At 66.1% G+C, this 24,674-nt stretch carries 17 protein-coding genes; 5 read left to right on the top strand and 12 right to left on the bottom strand.

All coding sequences use genetic code 11. The features are described 5' to 3' along the window. Positions 1-7: 7 nt before the first annotated feature. The 8 genes from CBW66_RS22195 to CBW66_RS22160 all read right to left on the bottom strand — a co-directional run bounded on the left by CBW66_RS22195 (position 8) and on the right by CBW66_RS22160 (position 14,346). Positions 8-2,014, bottom strand: a complete 2,007-nt coding sequence (locus tag CBW66_RS22195; RefSeq protein ID WP_086139904.1) for an SWIM zinc finger family protein — start codon at positions 2,012-2,014, stop codon at positions 8-10. Beyond that, positions 2,011-3,144: a VWA domain-containing protein gene (locus tag CBW66_RS22190; RefSeq protein ID WP_086139903.1), complete on the bottom strand. Its 1,134-nt coding sequence runs from the start codon at positions 3,142-3,144 to the stop codon at positions 2,011-2,013. Before CBW66_RS22190 ends, CBW66_RS22195 begins: the two co-directional genes overlap by 4 nt. Then, complete coding sequence (locus CBW66_RS22185) at positions 3,137-5,617, bottom strand: DUF5682 family protein (RefSeq protein WP_170933009.1); 2,481 nt, start codon at positions 5,615-5,617, stop codon at positions 3,137-3,139. Before CBW66_RS22185 ends, CBW66_RS22190 begins: the two co-directional genes overlap by 8 nt. Continuing rightward, complete coding sequence (locus CBW66_RS22180) at positions 5,608-6,714, bottom strand: AAA family ATPase (RefSeq protein ID WP_086139902.1); 1,107 nt, start codon at positions 6,712-6,714, stop codon at positions 5,608-5,610. Before CBW66_RS22180 ends, CBW66_RS22185 begins: the two co-directional genes overlap by 10 nt. Before the next feature lie 14 nt (positions 6,715-6,728). After that, positions 6,729-10,469 (bottom strand): DUF4132 domain-containing protein, encoded by a 3,741-nt coding sequence (locus CBW66_RS22175; RefSeq protein ID WP_086139901.1) that lies wholly within the window; start codon positions 10,467-10,469, stop codon positions 6,729-6,731. Between the two features lie 212 nt (positions 10,470-10,681). Then, on the bottom strand, positions 10,682-11,587 hold the full coding sequence (gene mmsB, locus CBW66_RS22170; RefSeq protein WP_086139900.1) for a 3-hydroxyisobutyrate dehydrogenase: 906 nt from the start codon (positions 11,585-11,587) through the stop codon (positions 10,682-10,684). Positions 11,588-11,597: 10 nt separating this feature from the next. After that, entirely contained in the window at positions 11,598-13,112 is a 1,515-nt protein-coding gene (locus tag CBW66_RS22165; RefSeq protein WP_086153669.1) for a CoA-acylating methylmalonate-semialdehyde dehydrogenase, read from the bottom strand. A gap of 16 nt (positions 13,113-13,128) precedes the next feature. Continuing rightward, complete coding sequence (locus CBW66_RS22160; RefSeq protein ID WP_139841742.1) at positions 13,129-14,346, bottom strand: ABC transporter substrate-binding protein; 1,218 nt, start codon at positions 14,344-14,346, stop codon at positions 13,129-13,131. Positions 14,347-14,467: 121 nt separating this feature from the next. Here CBW66_RS22160 and CBW66_RS22155 point away from each other — a divergent pair, with 121 nt between their 5' ends. From CBW66_RS22155 to CBW66_RS22145, 3 genes are all read left to right on the top strand, one after another. Next, complete coding sequence (locus CBW66_RS22155) at positions 14,468-15,385, top strand: LysR family transcriptional regulator (RefSeq protein ID WP_086139898.1); 918 nt, start codon at positions 14,468-14,470, stop codon at positions 15,383-15,385. A gap of 48 nt (positions 15,386-15,433) precedes the next feature. Next, on the top strand, positions 15,434-15,964 hold the full coding sequence (locus CBW66_RS22150; RefSeq protein WP_086139897.1) for an isochorismatase family protein: 531 nt from the start codon (positions 15,434-15,436) through the stop codon (positions 15,962-15,964). A gap of 107 nt (positions 15,965-16,071) precedes the next feature. Continuing rightward, entirely contained in the window at positions 16,072-17,943 is a 1,872-nt protein-coding gene (locus CBW66_RS22145) for a hypothetical protein (protein ID WP_086139896.1), read from the top strand. A gap of 7 nt (positions 17,944-17,950) precedes the next feature. Here CBW66_RS22145 and CBW66_RS22140 read toward each other — a convergent pair whose 3' ends face one another. Genes CBW66_RS22140 through CBW66_RS22130 form a run of 3 tightly spaced genes read right to left on the bottom strand, consistent with a single transcriptional unit; the run spans position 17,951 to position 22,175 of the window. Next, the gene (locus CBW66_RS22140; protein ID WP_086139895.1) at positions 17,951-19,114 is read right to left on the bottom strand and encodes a DUF1624 domain-containing protein; all 1,164 of its coding nucleotides are present in this window, start codon (positions 19,112-19,114) and stop codon (positions 17,951-17,953) included. A 3-nt stretch (positions 19,115-19,117) separates the two neighbouring features. Then, positions 19,118-21,208 (bottom strand): TonB-dependent siderophore receptor, encoded by a 2,091-nt coding sequence (locus CBW66_RS22135; protein WP_172402218.1) that lies wholly within the window; start codon positions 21,206-21,208, stop codon positions 19,118-19,120. Between the two features lie 55 nt (positions 21,209-21,263). Next, a complete protein-coding gene (locus CBW66_RS22130; RefSeq protein ID WP_086139894.1) occupies positions 21,264-22,175 on the bottom strand; it encodes a LysR family transcriptional regulator in 912 nt (303 codons plus the stop codon). A gap of 118 nt (positions 22,176-22,293) precedes the next feature. On the opposite strand from CBW66_RS22130, the gene CBW66_RS22125 reads away from it, so the two are divergent. Together CBW66_RS22125 and CBW66_RS22120 are read left to right on the top strand one after the other, a co-directional pair. Continuing rightward, complete coding sequence (locus CBW66_RS22125; protein WP_086139893.1) at positions 22,294-23,280, top strand: zinc-dependent alcohol dehydrogenase family protein; 987 nt, start codon at positions 22,294-22,296, stop codon at positions 23,278-23,280. 72 nt (positions 23,281-23,352) lie between these two features. Beyond that, positions 23,353-23,679 (top strand): tetratricopeptide repeat protein, encoded by a 327-nt coding sequence (locus tag CBW66_RS22120; protein ID WP_086139892.1) that lies wholly within the window; start codon positions 23,353-23,355, stop codon positions 23,677-23,679. A 6-nt stretch (positions 23,680-23,685) separates the two neighbouring features. On the opposite strand, the gene bla is transcribed toward CBW66_RS22120, so the two are convergent. Continuing rightward, positions 23,686-24,648 (bottom strand): subclass B3 metallo-beta-lactamase, encoded by a 963-nt coding sequence (bla, locus tag CBW66_RS22115; RefSeq protein ID WP_230492266.1) that lies wholly within the window; start codon positions 24,646-24,648, stop codon positions 23,686-23,688. Positions 24,649-24,674: the final 26 nt, after the last annotated feature.

Below are 24,674 nucleotides of genomic sequence, written 5' to 3'. Positions count from 1 at the left end.
GCCGCGACTACCCTGCCGCCTCCAGCGCGAGGCACGTCGTGCAGACATACGCCAGGCGCAAGGCTTCAGGCGCGCGCGGCGCGCTGACGTAGTCCGCCAGCAGGCCGGCCGGCAAGTCCAGGCCCAGCGCACGCAAGGTGGCGCCATGCCGCGCCAGTTCGCCGGCCAGCTCATCTTCCAGTCGTGGGCGTCCGCTACGCGCCTGCAGTGCGAGAAGGTCGAGCACCTGGACCAGCACCCGCGATGCCGCCGAGGCTTGCTGCGGCATGGACGGCGCCAGACTGGTGCCTCCAAGGCTCTTGAAAAAGCGCGCCAGCGCCGACGGCAGCTTGCCTGCGTCGATCTCGAAATCGAGCGATACTACGCGCAGCTTGCCATTCTTGGCAATCAGCAGCGCCACCGGTTGCCAGCCACCTGAGTCGTCGCGCGCGCGGTTGGCCAGCACGGCCCGGATATCGGCGCCATCGGCCACGGCCGCCTGCAGCCGGGTGATACGCGGACGCAGGGCCGGCACTGCCGGGATCTGCATGTCGAGAACGGCGCCGCAGGCATCGAACACCTGCCAATCGAGCCGCTGGCCCACTTCGTCAAGCTGCGGCCGCGCCACGGCCGCCGGACGCAGCACCACGCAATCGATGGGATCCGGCGCCAAACCGACGTTGTCACTCATAAAGGCAGCCAGCGCCGTCCAGTCGTCAAAGCCCAGGCGCTGCCAGCGTACATCGTCGAACGCCCACAACGGCGCCGTACTGGCGCGCACCTGACTGTCCATGGCCAGGCGCCCATCCTCGGCCCAGGACGCGCCTGCCAACTGCAAGCCCGCCTCGCAAATATGCCGGGCGCTGCCAGCGCCCGGCCACAGGCTGCTCGCATCCCATGCCGATTCGCGCGTAAACGAGCGGTCGCTGGCGTCGGGCCGCGCCAGCACGGCCTGCACGATCCGCCCCTCGCCCTCCTCTGCATGCTGCCAGAACGACAAGGTCATACCGTGTGCCCCGCCGCGCGTTTCCCACCAATACGCGCCCAGCGGCAGCAGGTCCAGGGGCGCGTCGCCGGCCACATCAAAGCTGCGCCGCGCCTGCCCGCGCAAGCGCTGCAATAGCGCGCCAGACGCGTGTTCGAGCGCCGCGCACAAGGCGCAGATGGCCGCCATCTCGTCAAATGCCTGACGTTCGCTGGCGTGGTAGTCGCGCCGCACGAGCAGGTCCAGCGTACCGCCGAGGCCACGCAGCATGGCGGCAAGGCGGGGCAGACTCTCAGTGCGCGCCGACATGGTCAGCGCGCGCAGCTGGCCAGCGGCAATCGCGCTGGCATGCGACAAGCCATTGTCGTACAGTTCACCGAGCAAACGCCGCACCTGGGCCAGGAACACCAGTTCGGACGTACTCATCCCTGGCGCTGCTTCAGCAGGCGCCATCGCCAGGCCTGCCGGCCAGGCAAACTCGCGGCCATGCTTGCGCCAGACACAGGCCAGCGCATACAGGTGCAGCGCCTTGCGGATGGCGGCCGGCGTGTCGGACACCATGGCCTCGACGCCGGCGCCGCGCAGATAGCTGCAGCCCAGTTTCAGCAGGGGCAACTCGATCTGCAGCCGCGCATTGACGATGCTGATGTCCGCCTGGTCGCCTTCAGCCAGCCAGGCCAGCGCCTGGCGCACCGCAGGCTTGCCCGCCTGCTTGCACACGGCTGCACTGTCGAGCGCCAGCACTTCGTCCTGCACGCTGGCCGACAACCCGTCCTGCGCACTGTCTTGCGGCAGTTCGCGCAGCCACACGGCGGCGGCCAGGATATGCTTGCAGATGCCGGGCGCCGGGCAATCGCAACGGCCCTTCTGCGGCCCCCCCGCATCGAGCGACACATGCTGGCCGTCGGCGACCAGGGCGCCACCCGCGTCAGCCTGCCAGCCCACCTTGCCCGCCTCGATATCTTTCAGGGCGCGGCGCAGCAGGCCGGCGTTGGCCAGCGTCGCCAGGCTGTCGTCGTCAAAGCTGCGGTACACGGCGTGCCAGCTCATCCCATCACCCCGGCCAGCCATTCGGCAAAGTGCTGCGGCGTCAGTGCCGCCACGTGCATGCCCCGATCCGCCAGGCGCTGCGCCATCCCGTGGTCATACGCAGGCTGCGCGCGCTCGTCGAGCGCGGCCAGACCCAGCAGGGTGACGCGCGACTCGGCCATGCGCCTGAGCGCCGCCAGCAACGGCCCTGGCGGCGCGCCCTCCTCGAAATCGCTGATCAGGGCCAGTACCGTGCGCTGCGGATTGCTCACCAGCTGCTCGCAGTACTGCACCGCGCGGCCGATATTCGTGCCGCCGCCCAGCTGCACCGTCAGCAGCACCTCGACCGGGTCGGCGGCAAGGTGCGTCAGATCCACCACGCTGGTGTCGAACACCACCAGCCGCACGTTGACCCCCGGCAGGCCGGACAGAATGCCGGCTACCACCGCCGCATAGATCACCGAATCCATCATCGAAGCGCTCTGGTCGACGCACAGGATGACGTCCCACGGCAGGCTGCGCTTGACGCGCGCATTGAAGATGGGCCGCGCAATGAGCAGTCGGCGGCTGGCCGTATCGTAGTGTTTCAGGTTGGCGGCAATGGTCGCGCGCCAGTCGAAATTCTGCGTGCTCTTCATCTGCGTGCGGCGAAAGCGGTTGCGCCGTCCCACCACCGCGTTGACGAAATCCTTGCGCAGGCGCTCGGTGATTTCATCGACCACGCGCCGTATCACCGCGCGCACCGCGTCGTGCATGTCCGCGCCGAGCCGCCCGCGCATGCCGATCAGGGCGCGCGCCAGCGCCTGGTTCGGCTCCAGGCTGGCCAGCACCGCCGGATCGCGCAGCAAGCCGCTCAGTTCATAGCGCTCGATCGCGTGGCCTTGCACGCGCTCGTAGACATCCTGCGGAAACAGCTTGCGCGCCTGCGCCAGCCAGTCGATGGCGCGCAGCTGGCTGGGGTCCAGCGAGCCACCGCCGCCGGCACGCAGCATGCCCTTGCGCTCATACTCGCGGCCATACAGGTAATCGAGGCTGGCATCGAGCCGGCCATCATTATCAGACCAGGCAGCGCCCTGCAGCGGCTGCGCGTAGCGCCCCAGGATCAGGCGCCAGCGGCGCAGCAACGCCTGATTATCGAGATTCTCAGCCATGCGGCTTCTCCGTTGAAATATCCAGCCAGCCGGACAGCGCGTCGCGCTCCAGGCAGGCTTCCAGCGCCGCGTTCAGGCGGCCGCCGGCCAGCATCTCGTCTTCGCTGACGTCGCAATGAAATTCAGCCTGCAAGGCATGCGGCGCGGCGCCGTTCAGCACCGCCAGCGCCTCGGCCAGGTCGCTCGTCTCCTGCGGTTTCAAGCCCGTGAAGGCCAACCGCAAATCGGGCAGATAGTGGATGAAACTGGCCTCGTCCCAGCTACCGACCAGGGTGTTGAAGCTGCGCCGCAACCCCGGCTGCGTCAGCAGCAATTCGGGCGCGGCGGCCATCAGGCCCGACAGGAAGCGCACGGCATCCTGCGGCGTGGCGCCGGCGCCGAAGCGCTGCTCCAGCAAACGCGACAAATCCTGTTCGCCCCAGGCGCCATCGAGGAACAGCAGCGCGGCGGCGGCGCCGCAAATGCCGGGCGCGCAGTGGCGCGTCGCCGTCAGGGCGTGCAGGCGCTGGTGCAGGTCGCCGGCCTCGAAGGCCAGGCCAGCCTCGGGCGCCGGCAAGGCGCTGCGCGCGGCGCGGCCAAATTCGCGCAATGCCAGCAACTGCCCCACCTGCGCGCTTTCCCCGTCCATCCCCGTATCGGCCAGACCGGACAGCAGGAACAGCGCGGCCGGCCAGACGCGCCGCATCAGCGCCAGTACGCCAGGATGCTCGCGCACGCCCAGCGGCTCGCGCGCGCGCCACAAGGTCACCAGCGCATGGCCGCAGGCGACGACGGAGGAAAAATCGGCATCCTCATCGAGATGGCGCGACAACAGCGACAGCAAATCGGGCAAACGTTCATGCAAGCCCACCAGGCAGGCACGCACCAGCAGAGTGGCGGCGCTGCCGGCCGAACGGGCCCGGCCCGCGGCGCCCAACGCCTGCTCTTCGCGCAGCAGACGCGCCAGCGCCACCTCGGCCAGGGTAGCACCATCGGCGGACAGCTCGATCAGGCGCACTTCGACCAGCGGCGTCCACGCATACGTCCATTCCTCGAACAGCAGTTCCAGGCGGCTGCCGGCCATGAAATCCGGGCCGCCCTGCCAGCGCGCCAGTCCCGTATCGAGATACTGCATCAGATGAAAGAACCGGCTGCGCCGGCGGTGGCGGTCCTTGCGGTACAGGTCCAGCCGCGCCAGCCGCGTGTCGCCGTCGTCCAGCCGCAAGCCGTGACGATGCGCAGCCAGGCGCGCGTCCACCACCAGCGGCGGCGAACCGGCCGACGGCGGCACGTCGCCCAGCCGGCTGCCCGTCATCTGGCGCCTCACATCGTCGAACAGGCCCTGCATGCCGTCGTCGATGGCGCCCTTGACAAAACAGGAAGCCATCGCGTCAAGCACATCCTGGCGGCCTGGTCCCGCATGGCCGCGCAACGCGGCGAGCCTAGCCGCCTGCAGCACGGCCGCCTGTACCTCCGCCGTGGAAATACGCTCCTGCAAGCCGCGCGCCCGGCTGTGCCTTGCCAGCATGGTCAACTGGTCCACGGCGACGGCAAGCAGATGATCGCCGTCCGCCGCCGATTGCAGGGCGTCCCAGACGGCCTGGTAGTAGGCGGGCGCCGGCATGCCGGCGCCATAGCCATTCAGGGCATCGAGCCGCTCGAAGCTGTAGCGTATCAGCCAGCAAGGGCTGGCGGCGGCCGGCACGGCGTGGGCGGGAGCGGCGGCAACCAGTTCGATCAGCGCGCTGGTATGAAAGCCGCCGGTGACCACCACCACGGGGCCGTCTACCTGCTTGCGCCAGCGGGCGATGTGCGCCGCCATGTGGCGTTCGCGCGGCAGGCTGCCCTCCGCTTCCAGCACCGCCGGCTCGTAATCGAGGCGGGCCATGGCGCAGTAGGAAAACACGTCGCCAAACATGCCGCGCCAGTCCGCCAGCGTGGCGCGCGAACGCGCCTCGAACAGGTGATCCCATAGTTCGTCCTGGTCGCGGCAGCCGGCGCGCGCGGCCAGGGTATTCAGATAGGTGCTGTGGGCCAGGTAGCGCTCGGCCATCAGGCTGCGCGCATCGGCATCGTACGCATCCGCCGTGCCCGCGCGCGCCTGCCACGGCAGGTCGATGAAGGCCAGCTGCGCCTGCGCGGCCGCCCCCTCGCGCAGCGCCACCCATTCAGGGCTGTAATCGCAAAACGGGAAAAACGCCGATGCCGTGCGGGCCCCCTCTACGCCTGCCGCCGGCGTCTGGCACAACAGCGCCACGGGCGGGCGCGTGCGTTCATCCAGCAGCAGGGGCAGCATGTCCGTGAAGCCTTCCGGCCCCTCGATCAGCACGGCGGCCGGGCGCAATTCGCGCAGCATGGCCTGCAATGCATGGGCGCACGCCGGGCTATGGTGGCGCACCGGCGCGAAGTACAAGCCATGCTCGAACAGCCTGGCGCGCGCGGCAGCCACGCCGGCCGGCAAATTCGTCTGCAAATCCGGCTGCACTACAGCCATAGCTTGCGCGCCGCGTCGCCGAAACTTTTCCACAAATCGTCGCGGCGACCACGTTCGCGCACCACCGTGTCGAAATAATGGCGCACGCGCTTGAGGTCATCGGCGTTGTCCTTCAGGACCACGCCTTGCAACTGGTTGGCCAGTTCGCGCGGGCGCAAGGTGCCGTCGCCGAAATGCAGCGCCTCGAGCGAGGCCGCATAGACCAGGTTGACCGCCTCGGCACTCGACATCACCGCTTCCGGCGTCTTGATGGCCGTGCCTTCGCGGGTCTGTCCGGCGCGCAGTTCCTGGAACGTGGTCACCAGCAGTTCGACCACGTCACGGCCGACAACGACGGCGGCGCCGATGGCGTCCAGTTCCCGCTGCAGCTGCTGCATCACCAGCTCGACTTCGAAACCATGCTCGCGGATCGGCTTGACGGTTTCGAAGTTGAAGCGGCGTTTCAGCGCCGACGACATTTCATGCACGCCGCGGTCGCGCAAGTTGGCGCTGGCGATGATATTGAAGCCGCGCCGCGCATGCACGCGCGCGTCGCCGCCCAGTTCCGGAATCATCAGCTGCTTTTCCGACATCAGTGAAATGAGCACATCCTGCATCTCGGGCGCGCAGCGCGTGATTTCCTCGAAGCGCACCAGCTTGCCCGCTTCCATGGCCTGGAACAACGGCGACGGCACCAGTGCGCGCCGGCTCGGCCCTTCGGCCAGCAGCAAGGCGTAGTTCCACGAATACTTGATATGGTCTTCGGTGGTGCCTGCCGTGCCCTGTATCGCCAGCGCGGAGTCGCCGCTGATGGCCGCCGCCAGCAATTCGGACAGCAGCGACTTGGCCGTACCCGGCTCGCCCACCAGCATCAGCCCCTGATGGCCCATCAGAGTGACGATGGCGCGGTCGACCAGCGGATCGTCGCCATAGAATTTGCGGCTCACTTGCAGCGCCGCGTCGCCCAGGATGAAGCGGCGCACCGCGCGCGGCGACAGCTGCCAGCCCTCCGGGCGCGGCTCGGTATCGGCCGCTTTCAGGCGTTCCAGCTCGCCGGCGTAGCGCTGTTCGGCGCTGCGACGCACCACCTGACTATCGTTATGTTGTTCCGTCATCATTGTGCTCTCTTTGCTTACCACGGCATTTTACTTTCCCATTGCGCATCATAGCCGCCGCACGCCTTCGACACCGCCAGATAATCGGCATAGGTTTCGGCCAGCAGCACGGACGGCACGTCGGCCAGCGGCACCGCCTCGTCGCGCCAGGAGCGCGGCAAGGGATAGAATTGCAGCGTTTTCAGGGCAGCCGCCATCAATTCCTCGGGCAGGCGGCTGCCGGAAAATTCGATCACTGCGCGCAGGCCGGCGCTGATGAAATCCTTGTGATACTCGGTGAAGACGCCGCCATCCTCGGCCTGGCCGCGCTGGTAGCCGTGCTTGCCGAAAGCGCCGCGCAAGCCGAAGGTGTCCCCCACCCAGCCCTCGCGGTCCGCGATGTGCCGGCCCGCCATCAGCGCGGTGTCGGGCAGCTGGTGCGCCAGCTGTTCGAACAGGGGCTTGACCTTGTAATCCTTGAAATGGCGCTGCCAGGCGGCGATCTGCGGCGCGTCCAGCAGCGAGGCGTGCGCCAGACGCAGCCGGCTGCCTTCGGACAGCGCGACTTCCTCGTCGTCCGCGTCGAGCAGGCTGCCGTCATCGCTGGGGCGCAGCAGGGTGCGGCCTGCGTCGTCCTCGCTGATCCACACCAGCGCCTGCACCAGCCGGCCCGCGATCGGATGGCCGAGCAAGTAATCGCGCCACTCCTGCGCCGGCCAGACACGTCCCGCGCACATGGCTTCATACAGGCGCGCCGTCTGCATGGCGATAACCTGCTTGAGTTCTTTCTTGCACACGGATAGCTGCTGTTTGGCTTCCTTGGCCAGTTCGGGCGATTCGTCCTGGCGCGGCTCGGGCAAGGCCTTGATCTCCTTGCCGTCGGGGTTGTGCAGGCGCGGCTTCATGGCGCCGTCCAAGGTCACCTGGAAGACCCGCTCGCCATACGACAGGTCGAGGCGGCCGCTGTCGTCAAAGCCGCCCGTCGGAATGGTACGGTCGCCCAGCTGGTCGTGGCTCCAGCCCTTGCCCTGCGCGATGCGCTCGACCAGCAGGCGCGCTTTTTCCTGCACCGAGGCCGTGCGGTAGCGCCGCGCGATCCCCAGCAATAACTGGATGACGGCCGGGTCGTAGCCGTCGGCCAGACCGTCGAGCATCGCTTCGATCTGCGCGCGGCGCGGGTAATGGTCGCGCATATACGCTTGCAGCAGGCTGACCGCCACATGTCCTGGCGTGTAGGCGGCCAGCGCCAGGATGCCCTTCTCGCCGATGGCACTGCCCAGGTACTCGGCCATCTTGTTGCGGCGGATCTGGTCGAACACCTGCTCTTCGGTCATCTTGCCCAGCGCGGCATAATACTGGGGATAGAGCCTGGCCTGCTCCTGGTAGCTCAGGTAGGCCTGCGGCGCGCGCGCCTGCGCTTCGGCGGTCGCCACTTCCAGGCTCGGGCCGCGCAGATCCTCGGTGATGAACAGGCGCAGCACCGTCTCGCCCAGGGCGGCGCGGCTTGCCTCCTCAAGCAGGCCCAGATAGCGCAGCAGCAGGGCATTGCCGCCCGGCTCCTTCAATTTACAGGCCAGTACCACCCACCAGCGGATGATGTCGGCGTCGACCGGCGTGCCGTCCTGCCAGCGGCAGGCGGGCAGCGCCTCGAAGACGAACCAGGCCAGGCCGACGGGCGCCTTGCCCTTCAGGCCCTTGCGCGCGGCGGCCAGCAGAATCTCGGGCGACAGGCGCGGGCTCAGGTTCTCGCCCAGTTTTTCCAGCGCCGTCAGCAGCGCGGCGATCACGGTTTCGCGCGTCTCCCTGTCCAGCGCCTGGTACAGCGCCGGGATGGCGGCGCGGTAGTCAAGGTCGGTCAGCCAGCGCGCGGCGCCGATGCGCATGTCCTGCTTGCCCGATCCCAGCGCCTCGGCCACGCGCTTGCCGATATCGGGCAAGCTGGACAGCACCTGCTGCGCGCTGGCGCGGTGCTGCTTGCCCTCGCCCAGCGCGATCTCCATCACGCGCGGCAGCCATTGCGCCGGCAGCACCGGGAAGGTGGCCAATATTTCCAGGGTGGGCCCCAGTTCGGGCGCCACACCATGGCGCCTTTCGGCGGCACGCAGGCCCAGACCCTGGTCGATCAGTTCGGGCTGTTCCGCGAACAGCGGCCAGACCATGTCCGCCGCCAGCACCTGCTGCGGCTTGACGCCCCACCAGTTGCTGCCCATGCAGGCCATGGCCACGCTGTCATTCACGTCGCCCGCCTCGCGCATGGCGCGCGCCAGCAGGCGCAGGTCGAAAGTCGACAGGTCCTGGCACGCCAGCCATTGCTGGAAAAAGTCATCGTGCCAGAAATGAAAAATATTGCGCCGCGTGGCAAGCAACCAGCGCGCCATGTGCGCCACGCCAAAATCGGGCAAGGCGGCCAACTTGCCCTGCAGCTCGATCGGTTCGCGCACCAGGTTGTTTTGCAGGGGCTGCGCGTCGCTCTTCGCTCCCTCGCCATTGAACACGCGGATGGCCGCTTCCAGCCAAGCCGGCTTGATCGCCTCATAGCGCTTCAGGCGCTCCTGCTTCCATTCGTACTTGTGTTTGGCGTGCTGGTTGTCTTCGCGCTCCTGCCGTGCTTCGGCGCGGTACTTTTCCAGCAGCGCCGCATGATTGGCCTGCAGCAGTCGCAGCGCCGCGTCGCCCAGGCGCGCCACCGGCGGCGCGGGCGGCAGCGGCGGCAGCGGCAAATCCGCCGTGCCGGCATCGCTGGCCGCGTCCAGCCACGACAAGGCGCTGCGGATGGCCGCCTGCACCGGCTTGCTCGTCTCCTGCGCCAGCGCCTGTTCCAGCAGCGCCCCCTGCTGCGGCCCCAGGCTGCGGCCCAGCAGCTCGGCCGCCTGTACCCGCTCTTCCGTCTTGCCCGTCAACAGGCACTGCTGCAGCAAGGTGGCTCTGCGCTCCGCGGGAATGGCTGCCAGATGGGGAGCCGCTTCAGTGCGCACGCTCTTGCCGCCATCGACGGCCAGGCGCACCAGGACGGCGGCAAACGTGTCGGCCAGCGCGGGCGCGGCGCCCACGCGTCTGGCCAGCTGCGCCTTGCCGCTGGCCGACAACAGCGTTGGCAATTGCTCCACCTGCGCGGCATGCGCGAGCATGTAAGCGTCGAGCGCGCCCGGCGCCAGCAGGCGCTGCAGGCAATTGTCGCGCACGTATTCGTTCAATTCGCGCCGCTCGAACACCAGTTGCAGCGCGCCCTCTTCCGCCTCGCCATCGGCGGCCAGCAGGCGCGCCAGCAGCGCCACGTCCCAGCCGCGCCGGTTGACGGTGGTCGCTTGCGCGCGGGTCTCGGAAAAACTGGCGAACAACGCATCGCCGAGCAGGTAATCGAGCCACTGCGGCACCGCGGCGCCCGTGCGTTCCAGCATATCGCCCCCGTCGGCGGCCTGCAGCAGCTTGCCCAGGCGTACCAGCAGCGCCGCGTCCAGCGTCGCCGCGTCGGACTGGGCATAGAACTGGTGCCGGTGGCGCAGGCTTTCATTGGCCAGCGCGCCATCCTTGCTATGCATGTTATGGGTATAAAAATGCGAGTACAAGCGCCCGGGCTTGCCCAGCAAGGTGCCGCCGCGCGGCGCCGCCGCCTGCACATCGAGCAGCACGCCTTCCTGGCGTCCTGCGCAGACAAACTCGCAGGCGCGTTCCCACAGCGCAGGCGAGATCTGCGCCAGGCCGCGCAAGCCCTTTTTCAATTGCGCGTGTTCATCCAGGCCCACTACGCCCTGCGCCAATTCCAGTATTTTTTTAAACATCGGGTGATTCGTCTTTCCTGTTCATCAAGGCCCCTGCCGGGCATGTTTTTTCGCAATCGGCATCCCGATCCGCAGCATTCATCTTGCATCAAACTTGCATTCAATCAAGTTGCTGATTGTATATTCTTATCCTCCTGATAGCATGCACGTTTAGATGACGAGCATCAAAAAAAAAGCGCTCCCGCAGGAGCGCCTTCGTCACAATCGCTGTCTTATGCCGGCGTATCCTGCAACCGGTAGATGCTGGAGAAATCGAGCCCGCCCGATCCAGCCTTGCTGTGCATGTCGTACAGCGTGCGGGCCAACGCGCCCAGCGGCACACTGGCGCCCGACGCCTCGGCGCTTTCCATGGCCAGGCCCAGGTCTTTCAGCATCAAATCGACGCCAAAGCCGCCCGTGTAGCCGCGCGACGCGGGCACGTTCTCGGCCACGCCGGGACACGGGTTGTACACCTCCAGGGTCCAGTTGCGGCCCGAGCTTTTCGCCATCACGTCCGACACCACTTTCGCATCGAGGCCATTGGCCACGCCCAGGCGTATCGCTTCGCTGGTGCCGATCATGAGTATCCCCAGCAGCATGTTGTTGCAGATCTTGACCGTCTGGCCGCAACCGGAGCCGCCCGCGTGGAAGATCGCCTTGCCCATGACGTCCAGGTAGGGGCGCGCCGCCGCCAGCGCGGATTCTTCGCCGCCCACCATGAAGGTCAGGGTGCCGTTGGTGGCGCCTGCCGTGCCGCCGGAGACTGGCGCGTCCAGCATGGGCATGCCCTTTTCCTCGGCCGCGCGGCCCACCTGGCGCGCCGCCTCGGTGGAAATCGTCGAGCAGTCGATCAGCAGGGTGCCGGGCCGCGCCTGCGCCAGGATGCCGGAGTCCCCCAAAGGGTTACCCAAATAAGCGCCCAGCACGTGGCGGCTGGCCGGCAGCATGGTGATGACGATGTCGGCCGCGGCAATGGCCGCCGCCTGGTCGTCCGACACCAGGCCGCCGCCGTCGGCAAACTGCCGCACGCTGGCCGGCAGCAAGTCGAAACCCGTCACCGCATGGCCGGCCCGCACGAGGTTTTGCGCCATGGGCAGCCCCATGTTCCCCAGGCCGATAAAAACGATATTGGTGCTCATCGCCGCCTCCTTATTTCATCGCAATGGTGGTATTGACGCCGCTGCCGCCATCGTCCGGGGCGAACCAGCGCGCCGTGACGGTCTTGGTCTGCGTCCAGAAGTACAGCGCTTGCTTGCCGTTCGGGCCCAGGTCGCCCAGTTTCGAGGCGCGCGAGCCCGTGAAGCTGAAATAGGCGACGGGCACGGGGATGGCCACGTTGATGCCCACCTGGCCCACGTCGATCTCGTTCTGGAACTTGCGCCCCGCCCAGCCGGACGAGGTGWAGATCGAGGTGCCGTTGCCGTTCGGGTTGGCGTTGATGAAGGCGATCGCTTCGTCGAGCGACTCGGTTTCGACCACGCACATGGCGGGGCCAAAGATTTCCTGCGTATAGACGGAATTGCTCGCCTGCACCTTCGAGAATATCGTCGGCCCCATGAAGTTGCCGCCCTCGTAGCCAGCCACCTGATGGCCGCGGCCGTCGAGCAGCAGCTGCGCGCCTTCGTCGACGCCCGCCTGGATCAGTTTTTCCGCCCGCTGCATGGCGGCCCTGGAGACCATCGGGCCCAGATCGGCCGTGCGGTCGCTGCCCGGCCCCACTTTCAGCGCTTGCGAGCGGGCGACAATTTCCGGCAGCCAGGAACGCGCCTCGCCCACCAGCACGACGACGGAATTGGCCATGCAGCGCTGGCCGGCCGCGCCGAACGCGGCGCCGATCAGGTTATTGATCGCCTGTTCCTTGTTGGCGTCGGCCAGCACCACGCAATGGTTTTTCGCGCCCATCATCGATTGCGCGCGCTTGCCCGCTTCGCTGGCGCGGCGGTACACATGGGTGCCCACGTGGGTGGAGCCGATGAAGGAGACGGCCTTGATGTCGGGATGGTCGCACAGCATGTTGACGACGTCGGCACCGCCATGCACGACGTTCAGCACACCGGCCGGCAAGCCCGCCTGGTACATCAGTTCGACCAGGTACATGGTCGAGGACGGGTCCTGCTCCGACGGTTTCAAGACAAACGTATTGCCGCAGGCGATGGCAATGGGGAACATGAAGCATGGCAGCATGACGGGGAAATTGAAGGCCGTGATGCCGGCGCCCACGCCCAGCGGCTGGTAGATATTGTAGACATCAACGCCCGTGGCCGCGTTTTCCGCGATTTCTCCCAGCTGCAGGGTGGCGATCGAGCACGCGTGCTCCACCACTTCCAGGCCGCGCATCACTTCCCCTTCCGCGTCGGGCAGGGTCTTGCCGTGTTCGCGCGTGATCAGTTCGGCCAGGGCGCCGATATTCTCGCGGATCAGCTGCTGGTACTTGAGCATGATGCGCATGCGCGCCGCCAGCGGCGTATTGCGCCACGTTTTAAACGCTTCCCTGGCCGTGGCGACGGCCAGATTGACTTCGTCGGGCGTGGAAAACGGCACCCTGGCGACGATTTCCTGCGTGGCGGGATTGACGACGTCGCGCCACTCCGTGCTGGTCGATGCGTGATGCTTGCCGGCGATGTGCAGGGGGACGGCGGGGACTGAGGTGAGGGCTTGGTTCATGTGTTTGGCTCCGTGATTATTTTTTAACGAGATTGCACGCCGCCGCATCCATCGGCTTGAACGCCTGGTCGGCGGGGATCGTGGACAGCACTTTCAGGTAATCCCATGGTGCCTTCGATTCGGCCGGGGTCTTCACCTGCACCAGATACATGTCGTGGATCACGCGGCCGTCGGGGCGGATCGAGGCATTGTTCATGACGGCATCCTTGATGGGCAGCTCGCGCATCTTCTGGGCGACGATCTTCGAATCGTCGCTCTTCGCGGCCGCCACCGATTTCAGGTAGTGGTAGACGCTGGAATACACGCCCGCCTGCACCATGGTCGGCTTGGCGCCCTTGTTGAGCGCCTCGAAGCGTTTTGCGAACGCGCGGCTGCGGTCATCGTAATCCCAGTAAAAGCCGTCCGCGTAGACGAGGCCCTGGGCCGTTTCCAGCCCCAGCGCATGCACGTCGGACAGGAACACGAGCAAGGCGGCCAGGCGCTGGTCCTTGCCGCTGCCGATGCGGAATTCGCGCGCCTGCTTGATGGCCGAGACCGTGTCGGCGCCGCCATTGGCCAGGCCGATCACCTGCGCTTTTGACCCTTGCGCCTGCACCAGGAAGGACGAGAAGTCGGAGGCGTTCAGCGGATGGCGCACGGCGCCCAGCACCGTGCCGCCATTGCGCTTGACGACATCGCTGGCATCCTTTTCCAGCGAGTGGCCGAACGCGTAGTCGACGGTGACGAAGTACCACGATTTTTGCCCCAGCTTGGTCAATGCCGCCGCCGTGCCGGCCGCCTGCGAATAGGTGTCGAACATCCAGTGGAAGCCGTTCGGCGAACAATCCTCGTTCGTCAGGCGCCCCGTGGCCGGGCCGCTGAACATGGCGATGCCGCCCTTCTCTTTCATCAGCTTTTGCACGGACAGGGCCACCGAGGAATTGGTCAAATCGGCGATGGCGTCGACCTTGTCGCGGTCTATCCATTCGCGCGCCTTGGAGGCGGCGATGTCGGCCTTGTTCAAGTGATCAGCCGACAGGATCTCGATCTTCATGCCCTTGCATTCGGCTTTTAAACAATCCTCGACGGCCATCTGGCTGGCGACGACCGAGCCGCGCCCGCCCATGGCCGAATACGGGCCGGACATGTCGGTCAGGATGCCGACCTTGACGACGCCGTCGGAAATCTGCGCGTGCGCGCCGCCAAAGGAAAGGGTGAGCGCCAGCGCGCCCATGGCCAGAACGGTTTTTTTCATGCGTGTCTCCAGGTGGATGGGTTTTCTTATAGGTATGGATGCATTCTGCATGTGTAAAAATATGCACTCAAGTGAAATTAATGCATAATTCCTTTGCAAAAATGCACAGAGAGGCAAAACCATGCTCGATTGGGACAATGTACGGGTTTTCCTGGAACTGACGCGCAGCGCGGGACTCGTCGACGCGGCGAAAAAGTTGGGCATCGACCATTCCACCGTGTCGCGGCGCATGCGCAAGTTCGAGGAGCAGGTGGGCACGCAGCTGTTCGACCGCAACTACGTGGGCTACCAGTTGACGCCCGAAGGCCACCGCCTGATGGAATACGCGGAAACCATGGAAAGCACGGTGTTTGCCGCCACCGAGGAACTGGGCGAACACAACCGGCTGCTGTCGGGCCAGGTGCGCCTGGGCGCCACGGAAGGCTTCGGCGCCATCGTGCTGGCGCCCCACCTGGCGCGCTTTTGCGGCCGCTACCCGCACATCAGCGTGGACCTGATCGCCGTGCCCCGTTTCGTCAGCCTGTCCAAGCGCGAGGCGGACGTGGCCATTTCCATCGAGCGCCCCCTGTCCGGCCCTTACGTGGTGACGAAATTGTCCGACTACCGGCTGAAGCTGTACGCCACGCCAGCCTACCTGGCGCGCCACGCCCCCATCACCAGCGTGGCGCAGCTGGCGCAGCACCCCATCATCGGCTACGTGGACGACCTGGTCTTCAGTTCGGAGTTGCGCTACATGGACAACGTGGCGCCCGATTCCCTGCGCGCCTTCCGCAGCACCAGCGTCATCGCCCAGTACCACGCGGCGCGCGCGGGCCAGGCGCTGGCGATCCTGCCCTGCTTCGTGGCGCAGCAATCGAACGAACTCGTGCCCGTGCTCGACGGCGAGATCGACCTGCTGCGCGCCTTCTGGATGATCTCACCGAGCGAACGGCGCAACATCGCCCGCGTCAGCGCCCTGTGGAATTACCTGCGCAACGCCATCGACCTCAATCACGCCTACCTGATGGGCGAAACGGCCACGCCCAGCTGGCCAACTTGAGCACACCGCGGCGCGCTACACTGTCGCTACATATATAAGGAGATCGCCATGCTGATGGATGCGAACCAGGCTGTGTTAGTCATTGTCGACCTGCAAGGCCGTTTGATGCCGGCCATCCACGACGCGGGCCTGGTGCTGGCGCAAAACCTGCGCCTGGCAAAAATCGCCCGCCTGCTCGGCGTGCCCGTGCTGGGCACGGAACAGAACCGCCAGGGACTGGGACCGAACGTGGACGAGATCGCCGCCCTGTGCGAACGGACCTTGCACAAGACGCATTTCGGCGCCTGTTTTGACGGTTTGCAGGATATCTTGCCGCCTGGGCGCAAACAGATCGTCGTCACCGGTTGCGAAGCCCACGTGTGCATGCTGCAGACGGCCGTCGGCCTGCTGGAACTCGATTATGACGTGTTCATCGCCATCGACGCCGTCGGTTCGCGCCAGGCCGCCAGCCGCGACGCGGCGCTGGCCCGCCTCGGCAAGCTGGGCGCGCAGCTGGTGACGGTAGAAATGCTGGCCTTTGAATGGCTGCGCGACTGCAAGCACCCGCGTTTCCGCGAGGTATTGACGCTGATTAAATAGACAGCAGGTTTAAGCCAGATCAATCCCATTGGCCGCCCGTTTGCTAGCTTGGTAACAGCGTCGCCATCTTGAACGGCGCAGTTGTCCAACCGAGCTGGAGAACCATCATGGCCTATATCCTGCGGGGCAAGCTGTGCGGCTTGATCTGTGCCGAATGTCCGGAACCGTTGTCGCACGTCATCGTGCGCCTGTACCGGCCGCGCGAGTCGCAAAACGTCACGGCCCTGGCCGTGGCCAGCGCCAAGGAAACCTTCGCCATCCTCACCGACGAGGAAGTGCAGGCGAAAGCGCCGTTCCTGCTGGCCGAAGCGCGCACGGATGACGACGGCAACTACAGTTTCACCCTGGAAGGCGATTACCAGGGCGAGGCCGTCGAAGTCGATATCCTGTGCCCCACCGTGCCGCATTTGAAGCCGGGACCGAAAGACCCCGTGCCGCTGCAGTTTTCCATCACCACCCTCCAGCCCCGCTGGCGCCAGGTCGACAATGATTTCCTCGCCATCTGGGACTATTGCCTGCCGCATCGCTTCTGGTGCCTGGTGCGCGCCCGCTTCGGCGCCTGGACCATCTGCGGCCGGCTGCGCACCTGCGAGGCGCCCCACACGCCGATCGCCGGCGCCACCGTGCGCGCGTTTGACGCGGACTGGCTGCAGGACGATGCGCTGGGCGTTGCCGTCACCGATGCCACGGGACGCTTCCGCATCGATTACCTGACGTCGGACTTCACGCTCACGCCATTCTCGCCGTTCATCAACGTGGAGTTCACCAGCGGCCCCGACGTGTATTTCACGGCGCAGCTGGGCAGCGTGACCATCGTGTCGGAAACGCAGGCGAACGGCCGCCAGCCGGGACGCGAGAACGTGAGCCATTGTTTCTGCGTCGAACTGTGCTCGAAAGACGTCTTGCCGCCCGATGTGGAAGGCGTGCCCCACTGGCAGCAGGTGGAAGTATTCGACATCCACCCCTTCCCCTCGCTGGCCGGCTTTTCCGCGCAAGGCTATGCGGGCGGCGCCGGCGCCTCGTATGTATTCGCCGGCGGCGTCACCTTGAAAGGCAATTGCCCGCTGCGCAATAGCGCCATCCCCGCCAATCCGCTCGAATACCGCTTCCTGATCGGCGAATGGTCCTGGCCGGGCGGCAGCGACGACCCCACGGCCATCCCCACGGTGCCGCCCGCCAGCCTGGCGCCGCTCACGCAAATCCTCGGCACCCTGGTCGGCTATGTGTTCTACACGAATGGGCTGGGCCTGGCCGACTCGGCGCAAGTCATCATCGATGCGGGCGACTTGAAACCGGGCGGCTGGATACGGGTCGATGGCAAGCAAGTCACGGTGGACATGCGCGACGGCACGACGGCCATCGTGATCGTGCAGCAGAATATCTTCCTGCGCACCTTCGATTTGCTGACCGTCAACACACCGGCCATCACCAGCCTGCATCCGGCCAAGCTGCCGGGCGGCTTGCCCATCCTCGACGCGGGCCGCAGCCTGACAAGCGCCGAGAGCGAACCGATACGCCGCTACCGCCTGGGTTTTGAAGTACGCGATGGCAATACCCTGGCCCTCGTGGCCACGGACGGGCTCGACTCCATCGTCTTCGACAACTCGCCCGTCATCGTGGCGCTGGACCTGGAAGAGTTGCGCAGCAATGCCTGCAACCCCATCGCGGGCGGCCTCGTGCATATCCTGTACACGATCGACCACCCGCATCTGCGCTTCTTTAACATCACGATTTCCAACAACAACGGCATCACGCATCCGCCGCCACCGCTGCCCGCCGCCAGCTTTGCGCCGCCGCCGCCACCGAGCAACTATCTGTTCCGCGGCGGCGCGGGCGGGCCTCACCTGTCGAGCAACAATGGCGGCTTCCCCGTCAACGTGGCGCTCGACCCGCCGTGCGCCTATCGCGTGGCCATCGGATGGCAGACGCGGCATTACCTGGCTTCGGCGCACAGTATCGACAGGCTGTATTGCAAGTAAAACTGACTCAGAAGTAGCGCACCCACGCCTGCTGCGAGCTGCGCTTGTAGCGGGCAAATGCGCGGCAGGGGAAGTACAGCACGGGCATCAGGGCCAGCGCGATCAGCCACACTTGCCAGATGTGCTCGACGCCATAACGGGCACCGTGGTTGGCGCCCAGCACGGCCGTCAGGATAATACCGATGATCAAGAGCAAATACAGGTGCAGCAAGTAATAAAACATGGGCGCGCCGCCAAAGGTGGCGCAGGCCCGCGTAAACCCGTTATCGACGCTTTCCAGCCAGGCCAGGCCCAGCATTCCCAGGCCCAGGGTGAACAGCAAAAAGTCCAGCGACGGCGGGTACTTGGTGAAGTTCAGCACGCTCATGGCCGTGCGCAAGGCCGTCTCACCCGCCACCCACGGCAGGGTTTCGCCATACAGATTGAAGCCGCGCAGCAGCCCCAGGAGCAACAAGCTGCCCGCGCCCAGCGCCAGCAGCCAGCGGCGACGTGCCTTGGCAGAAAAAGCACGCGCATACAGGGGGCCGGCCGCATAGCCAAGCACGATCACGCCTATCCATGGCAGCAGTGGATAGCTGACCTTGATCTGCATGGCGCCATCGGCCACCAGGTAGCCGCGCTGCAGCAGCACCGTCAGCAGAGAATAGGCCACGCTGCCCTCTTCCGCGCGCAAGCCCGTAAACAGATGCTGCCCCGCGACGATGGCCACGCCCAGCACGACCAGCACTTTCAAGGGCAGCTTGTGAAGCACGGCCAGCGCCATCATGGCCAGGCCGATGACCCAGATCACCTGCAGATACAGCACGGCCGGCGGAAACGCCCCGCTCCAGGCGAAATTGACGAACACCAGTTCCAGCACGACCAGCAGCAAGCCCCGCTTGAACAGGAAACCGCTGGCACTGCGCGGGCCGGCCGCCGGATGCGCGTACAGCCAGGCGGAGAGACCCGTCAGGAAAACGAACATGGGCGCGCACACGTGGGCCGCCAGGCGCGTGAAGAACAGGGCCGGATCGACATGGGCCGCATCCATGGGGTCGCCGACCTGGTGATGTAAAAACACGGTCTCGCGCACATGGTCGAACAGCATGATCAGCATGACAAGGCCGCGCAGCACGTCGATGACGGCGATGCGGGTGCGCACGGTGGCGGAGGAAATCAATGTCATCTTCATCCCTTAAAAACGGTAATGAGCGTTCAGGGTCAGCGTGCGCTCCGCCCCCGGCGCCACCCACAGCTGGCTGTAGGAACTCGCGTAGTAGCCGCGGTTGAACAGGTTATCCACGTTCAGGGCCAGGCGCAGTCTGGCGTTGGGCGCATATGACGCCAGCAATCTGGCCGTCGTGTAGGCCGGCAGGGTAAATTGGCTGCTGACGGCCACGTCGCCCAGGCGTTCGCCCACATACTGAAAACCGCCGCCCACGCTGGCCGTGCCCGCGGCCAGCGCGAACTGCTGTGTCGCGAGTACATTGGCGCTGTGGCGCGGCACATTGGCGAAGCGGCTGCCCGTCACGATCGTATTGTCGCCGCGCGTGACGGTGGCGTCGGTGTAGGCATACGCACCCGAGACGCGCAAGCCGCGCGCCACTTCGCCCGACACATCGAGCTCCAGGCCCCGGCTGCCCACCTCGCCCGCCGCGATGGCGAAATCCGTATTGGCGGGATTGGTCGTCAGCACATTGCGCTTGCGGATATCGTACACGGCCACGGTGCCCGTCAGCTTGCCCGTTTCCAGCTTGGCGCCCAGCTCATACGAGCGGCTGCGCTCGGCCGGAAAGGCCTTGTTGTCGATGCTGATGCCGCTGTTGGGCCGGAACCCCTTCGCCGCGCTCGCATACAGCGACCACATTGTCGACGGCTGGTACACGAGACCCGCGCGCGGGCTGGTGGCCGACAGCGACTGGCGGTTGTCCGCGTTCAGGCGATGGTTCGCCACCTCCTGCGTGTAGCTGTCGCGGCGCACGCCCACCAGCGCCTTCCATTGCGCGCCCAGGTCGATCTGGTCCTGCGCATACAGGCCGCGCGCCCGTTGCCCTTCCTGCGTGTCGATGGACAGGGCCAGCGGATCGGCCACACCGCCATACGCGGGATGGAAAATATCGATGGCATACGGGTTGGCGCTGGAAGGATTGCGGCGCAGCTGCAGCCGGTGGTCGTCGAAACGGTACGCATCCACGCCGGCCAGCACTTCGTGCGCCAGCGCGCCCGTCCTGAACTTGCCCAGCATTTCAAGGCGGGCGGAGACATCGGTGGCCGAAAAATCGCGGTGGCGGCGCTGGCGGGTCAAGGTGCGGCCATCGGCCAGCAGCTTGTTCGCCTCGGTCGAATATCCCGTCAATGCGCTGTCGCGGTACGACGCGCCCGCCTGCACCGTCCAGTCGTCCGACAGCGCGTGGTGGATGAACAGCTGCTGGCCCAGCGACTTGACCGTCATGGGGCCGTCGCCCGGTTCGCCCAGGAAGCGCGACACGGGCACGGCACCCAGCTGGCCGTTGACGGCCACCACGCCGCGGTCGAACGGCGCGCGCTGGCGCACCGCTTCGATTTCATACGACACGGTCGTGTGCTCGCCCACCAGCCACAGGAAGGACGGCGCAAACAGGCTGCGCTCGACTTTCACCGTATCGCGGAAGCTGCGCCCCTCTTCATGCGCGGCGTTGAGGCGGTAGGCGACGCTGCCGCCCAACGGTCCCGTCAAGTCGACGGCGGCGCGGCGCGTGCGGAAGCTGCCCAGCGCAACATCGGCGCTGTATTCCGGCGCGAACTTCGGCTTTTTCGTCATGATGTTGACGGTGCCGCCCGGCTCGCCCCGGCCGTACAGGGCCGACGCGGGGCCTTTGAGCACTTCCACGTTCTGCGTATTGCCGCCGTCGCGCATGCCGTTGTAGCCGCGGCTGGAACTGAAGCCGTTGACCATGTAGTCGGAGCCGAAATTCGGGTCGCCCGTGAAACCGCGCATGGCATAGCTGTCCCACAGGCCGCCCAGCGGACTTTGCCTGGAAATGCCGCTGGCCAGGTCCAGCGCGCCGGCCAGGGTCGTCACGCCCGCGTCGCGCAGCAGGTCGCCGGTCAGCACGCGCACGCTTTGCGGCAAGTCCATCAATAAAGCGTCCGTCTTGGTGGCGCCCGTGGCGGACAGGCTGCGGTAATGCTGGCGCTCGGCCTTGACGGTGACGACATCGTCGGCCTGTACATCATCGATTGCCAGTGACCAGGGGCTGGCGGCGGCAAATAAAAGCGCCACGGGGCGGCGTAAAAACACGGACATGGCATTCCTGACAAAGGCGCAAATAAATGCAATAGCCTTGCATTATAATTGATAATCAATTCTCATTAAAGCCCTCGCGAAAGATGTGCGACAAAAATTCCACGAACACCTGCACCTTGGCCGCACGCAGCTGGCGCGGGTGGAACAGCGCCCACAGGTCCGGCCCCCGCGTGCGATACGGCTGCAGCACGGGCACGAGGCTGCCCTCGCGCAAAGGCTGCAGCACGGAAACGGACAGCGCCTGCACGATGCCGCAGCCGGCCTGGGCGGCGGCGATCATCGACTCGATATGGTCGAAGGACAAGGCGGCCGCTGGCGTGTGGGCATAGGCTGCATCGCTGCCCGCATCCTGGAACAGCCAGGGCCGCACCTGGCGCGATTTCGGATACAGGAAATGCAGGCAAGCGAATTGGTCGAGGTCCTGCGGCGTGCGCGGCACGCCATGCCGGGCGACATAGGCCGGCGAGGCGCAGCTCAGGTAGTCCATTTTCAGCAGGCTGCGCGCCACCAGCGCCGAATCCTGCGGCTCGCCGATGCGCAGCATCACGTCGATGCCCTCTTCTACCATGTCGAGCAGGCGGTCGCTGGCCGTCAGGCGCAGGGCGATGTCGGGATAGGCGGCGGTAAAGCGCGGCAAGGCGGGCGCCACCAGGTTGCGGCTGATGCCGCTGGGCATATCCACGCGCAAGCTGCCCGAGGGTTTCCCGGCCGCCTGTTCCAGACTGGACTCCAGCGCCGCCATGCCGGCCAGCAGCTGGCGCGCCTGCGCATGGCACTGCCGGCCTTCGGCCGTGAGCGACATGCTGCGCGTGGTGCGCTGCAAGAGCCGTACGCCAAAGTGTTTTTCCAGCGCAGCCACCTGGTTCGTCACGGAGGACGTGGAAATGCCCAGGCGCTGCGCCGCCTTGCTGAAGCCGCCCGCCTCGACCACCGCGCAAAACACCTGCATCGCTTCCAGCCTGTCCATGCTTTCCCTCCCGTTTTGCCATGATTATCCACGATCCTGAAATAGTGCATCGCACCGCGCCCCGTTTTTCTTTGCGCCGTCCCCGCCTAGACTGAGGCATCAACCACAGGAGAACGCCATGCAAGCCCTCATCCTCACCAGCTTCGCCACCCCGATGACCATTGAAAACCTGCCCATGCCGCAGCCCGGCCCCGGGCAAGTCCTCGTGCGCATCGCCGCCAGCGGCGTCAATCCGCTGGACACGAAAATCGCCGCCGGCGCCGCCCCGCACGCCCGGCCCCGCCTGCCCGCCATCCTCGGCATCGATGTGGCCGGCGCGGTGGCGGCCGTGGGCGATGGCGTAGATACTTTTCACGTTGGCGAAACAGTCTATGGCATGGCGGGCGGCATCGGCGGCATCCAGGGATCGCTGGCCGAGTACGGCGTTTTCGACGCCGCCCTGCTGGCGCCTGTGCCTCAAGGGCTGAGCATGCGCGAGGCGGCCGCCCTGCCCCTCGTCTTCATCACGGCCTGGGAAGGACTGGTCGACCGCGCCCGCGTGCAGGCGGGCGACACCGTACTCGTGCATGGCGGCGCGGGCGGCGTAGGCAGCATGGCCGTGCAGATCGCCGTCGCCTTGGGCGCGACCGTCTATACCACGGGCAGCGCCGCCAGCCGCGCCGCCATCGAGGCGCTGGGCGCGCGCTTCATCGATTACCGCAGCAGCACGGTGGACGATTACGTGGCCGAGCACACGGGCGGCGCCGGCTTCGACATCGTCTACGATACGGTGGGCGGCGCCACCCTGGACGCCAGTTTCAAGGCGGCACGCATGTATGGCGGCCATGTCGTCAGCTGCCTCGGCTGGGGCAGCTACGCGCTGACGCCCTTGACGGCGCGCGCGGCCACGTATTCGGGCGTGTTCACCCTGCTGCCCCTGTTGAGCGGTGAGAATCATGCACGCCATGGCGCGATTCTGCGCGAAGCGAACAAGCTGATCGCCGCTGGCAAGTTGAATGTACGGCTCGATCCACGCCGTTTCAGCCTGGGCACGGTGCACGAGGCCCATGTGGCGCAGATGGACGGCAGCGCGCGCGGCAAACTGGTGGTGGATGTGGCGGATTGACAGCCCGCTTGTTTCTCGAGCGCTCAGGCGTTAATATGCAAGCATTAACTTGCATATTAATCTGAGGCAAAAATGCTGCGTGAACAACTGGAAAAACTGCTGGCGCAGGGGCGCGACAACGCCCTGCTGCGCTTTGGCCTGGGCGACGCCTGCCTGAAAGACAATGACGCCGAGCAAGCCGCCATCCACCTGGCGCAGGCGACGCAACAGCAAAAAAACTATTCCGCCGCCTGGAAGTTGCTGGGCAAGGCCTTGCATCAGCTGGGCCGGCCGGACGAGGCGCAGGCCGCCTGGACCACCGGCGTGACGGTGGCCCAGCAACAAGGCGACTTGCAAGCCGTCAAGGAAATGACGGTATTCCTGAAACGCCTGCAAAAACAGCGACAGGCGGCAGGGTAAGCCCGTTTAATGCGCGTGCGCCGCGCCCTTGGCGTCAACAGACGCCGCCTCGCCCCGCTCTTTCGCCAGGCGCTTGGCCAGCATGCCGCCCGCTTCTGCAGCATAGGCGCGGCAGGCGTTGGCGTCGATCAGGGGATTATCGCCACCGCTGCGTTTGGCGGCCTTGCCCAGCACGTCCGTCGTGCCCGGATGCACGGGAATGATAATGTCGCATGGCAAGGCGGCCACCTTGGCGATGCTCGCTTCGAACGAGGCCGAAATGTCGGGCGAGCCGCCCTTGCCCGCGCCTTTGCCCGTATAACGGAAATCGCCGCTCGCATACGGATTCAGGCTATCCGCATACACGACGTCCAGGCAGCGGTCGCCTTCGCACGAGGTCCAGGTCCACGTCGTGCCGCCCGGCGTGTGGCCGGGCGTCATGTGGGCCGTCAAGCTCAACGGCCCTACCTTGACGGTATCGCCCTCGCCCACCAGGCTGACCTTGCGCACCTTGGCCACATGCACGACAGGATCGGCCTGGTATTGCGGATCGTCCTTGCCGTTCGTGCCGCTTTGCAGCACCGGGGCGGCCGCTGCGCTGGCCATCACGGTGGCGCCGCTGGCCCGTTGCAGCGCGGCGATGCCGCCCGCATGGTCCCAATGCGCATGCGAATTGAGAATGACTTTCACATCCTCGATGCGAAAGCCCAGCGCCTTGATATTGTCGATGATCAAGGGCGCCGATTGCGGCAGCGCGCCGTCGAGCAGGATGTGGCCCTGCGGACTCGTCACCAGCACGGCGGACAGGCCGGCCGTGCCCACATACCAGCTATTGCCATAGATATTGAACGGCTTGACGGGCGCGTTCCATTCCTTGCAATTGTCGCAATTAACAGGTTTATCCTGCACAGTCGCCGGCGTCTTCGCCTGCACCGTGCCTGCCGCCATGGTCGCAACCGTAGCCAGCATCAACTTCGCCAATAGTGTCATCTTCATCTCCAGAGTGTAAAAAAGAT

Source organism: Janthinobacterium sp. GW456P, assembly GCF_002127655.1.
Lineage (GTDB): Bacteria > Pseudomonadota > Gammaproteobacteria > Burkholderiales > Burkholderiaceae_D > Janthinobacterium.
The sequence above is the reverse complement of the archived record's forward strand: the minus strand, read 5'-3'. Positions and strand labels throughout refer to the sequence as shown.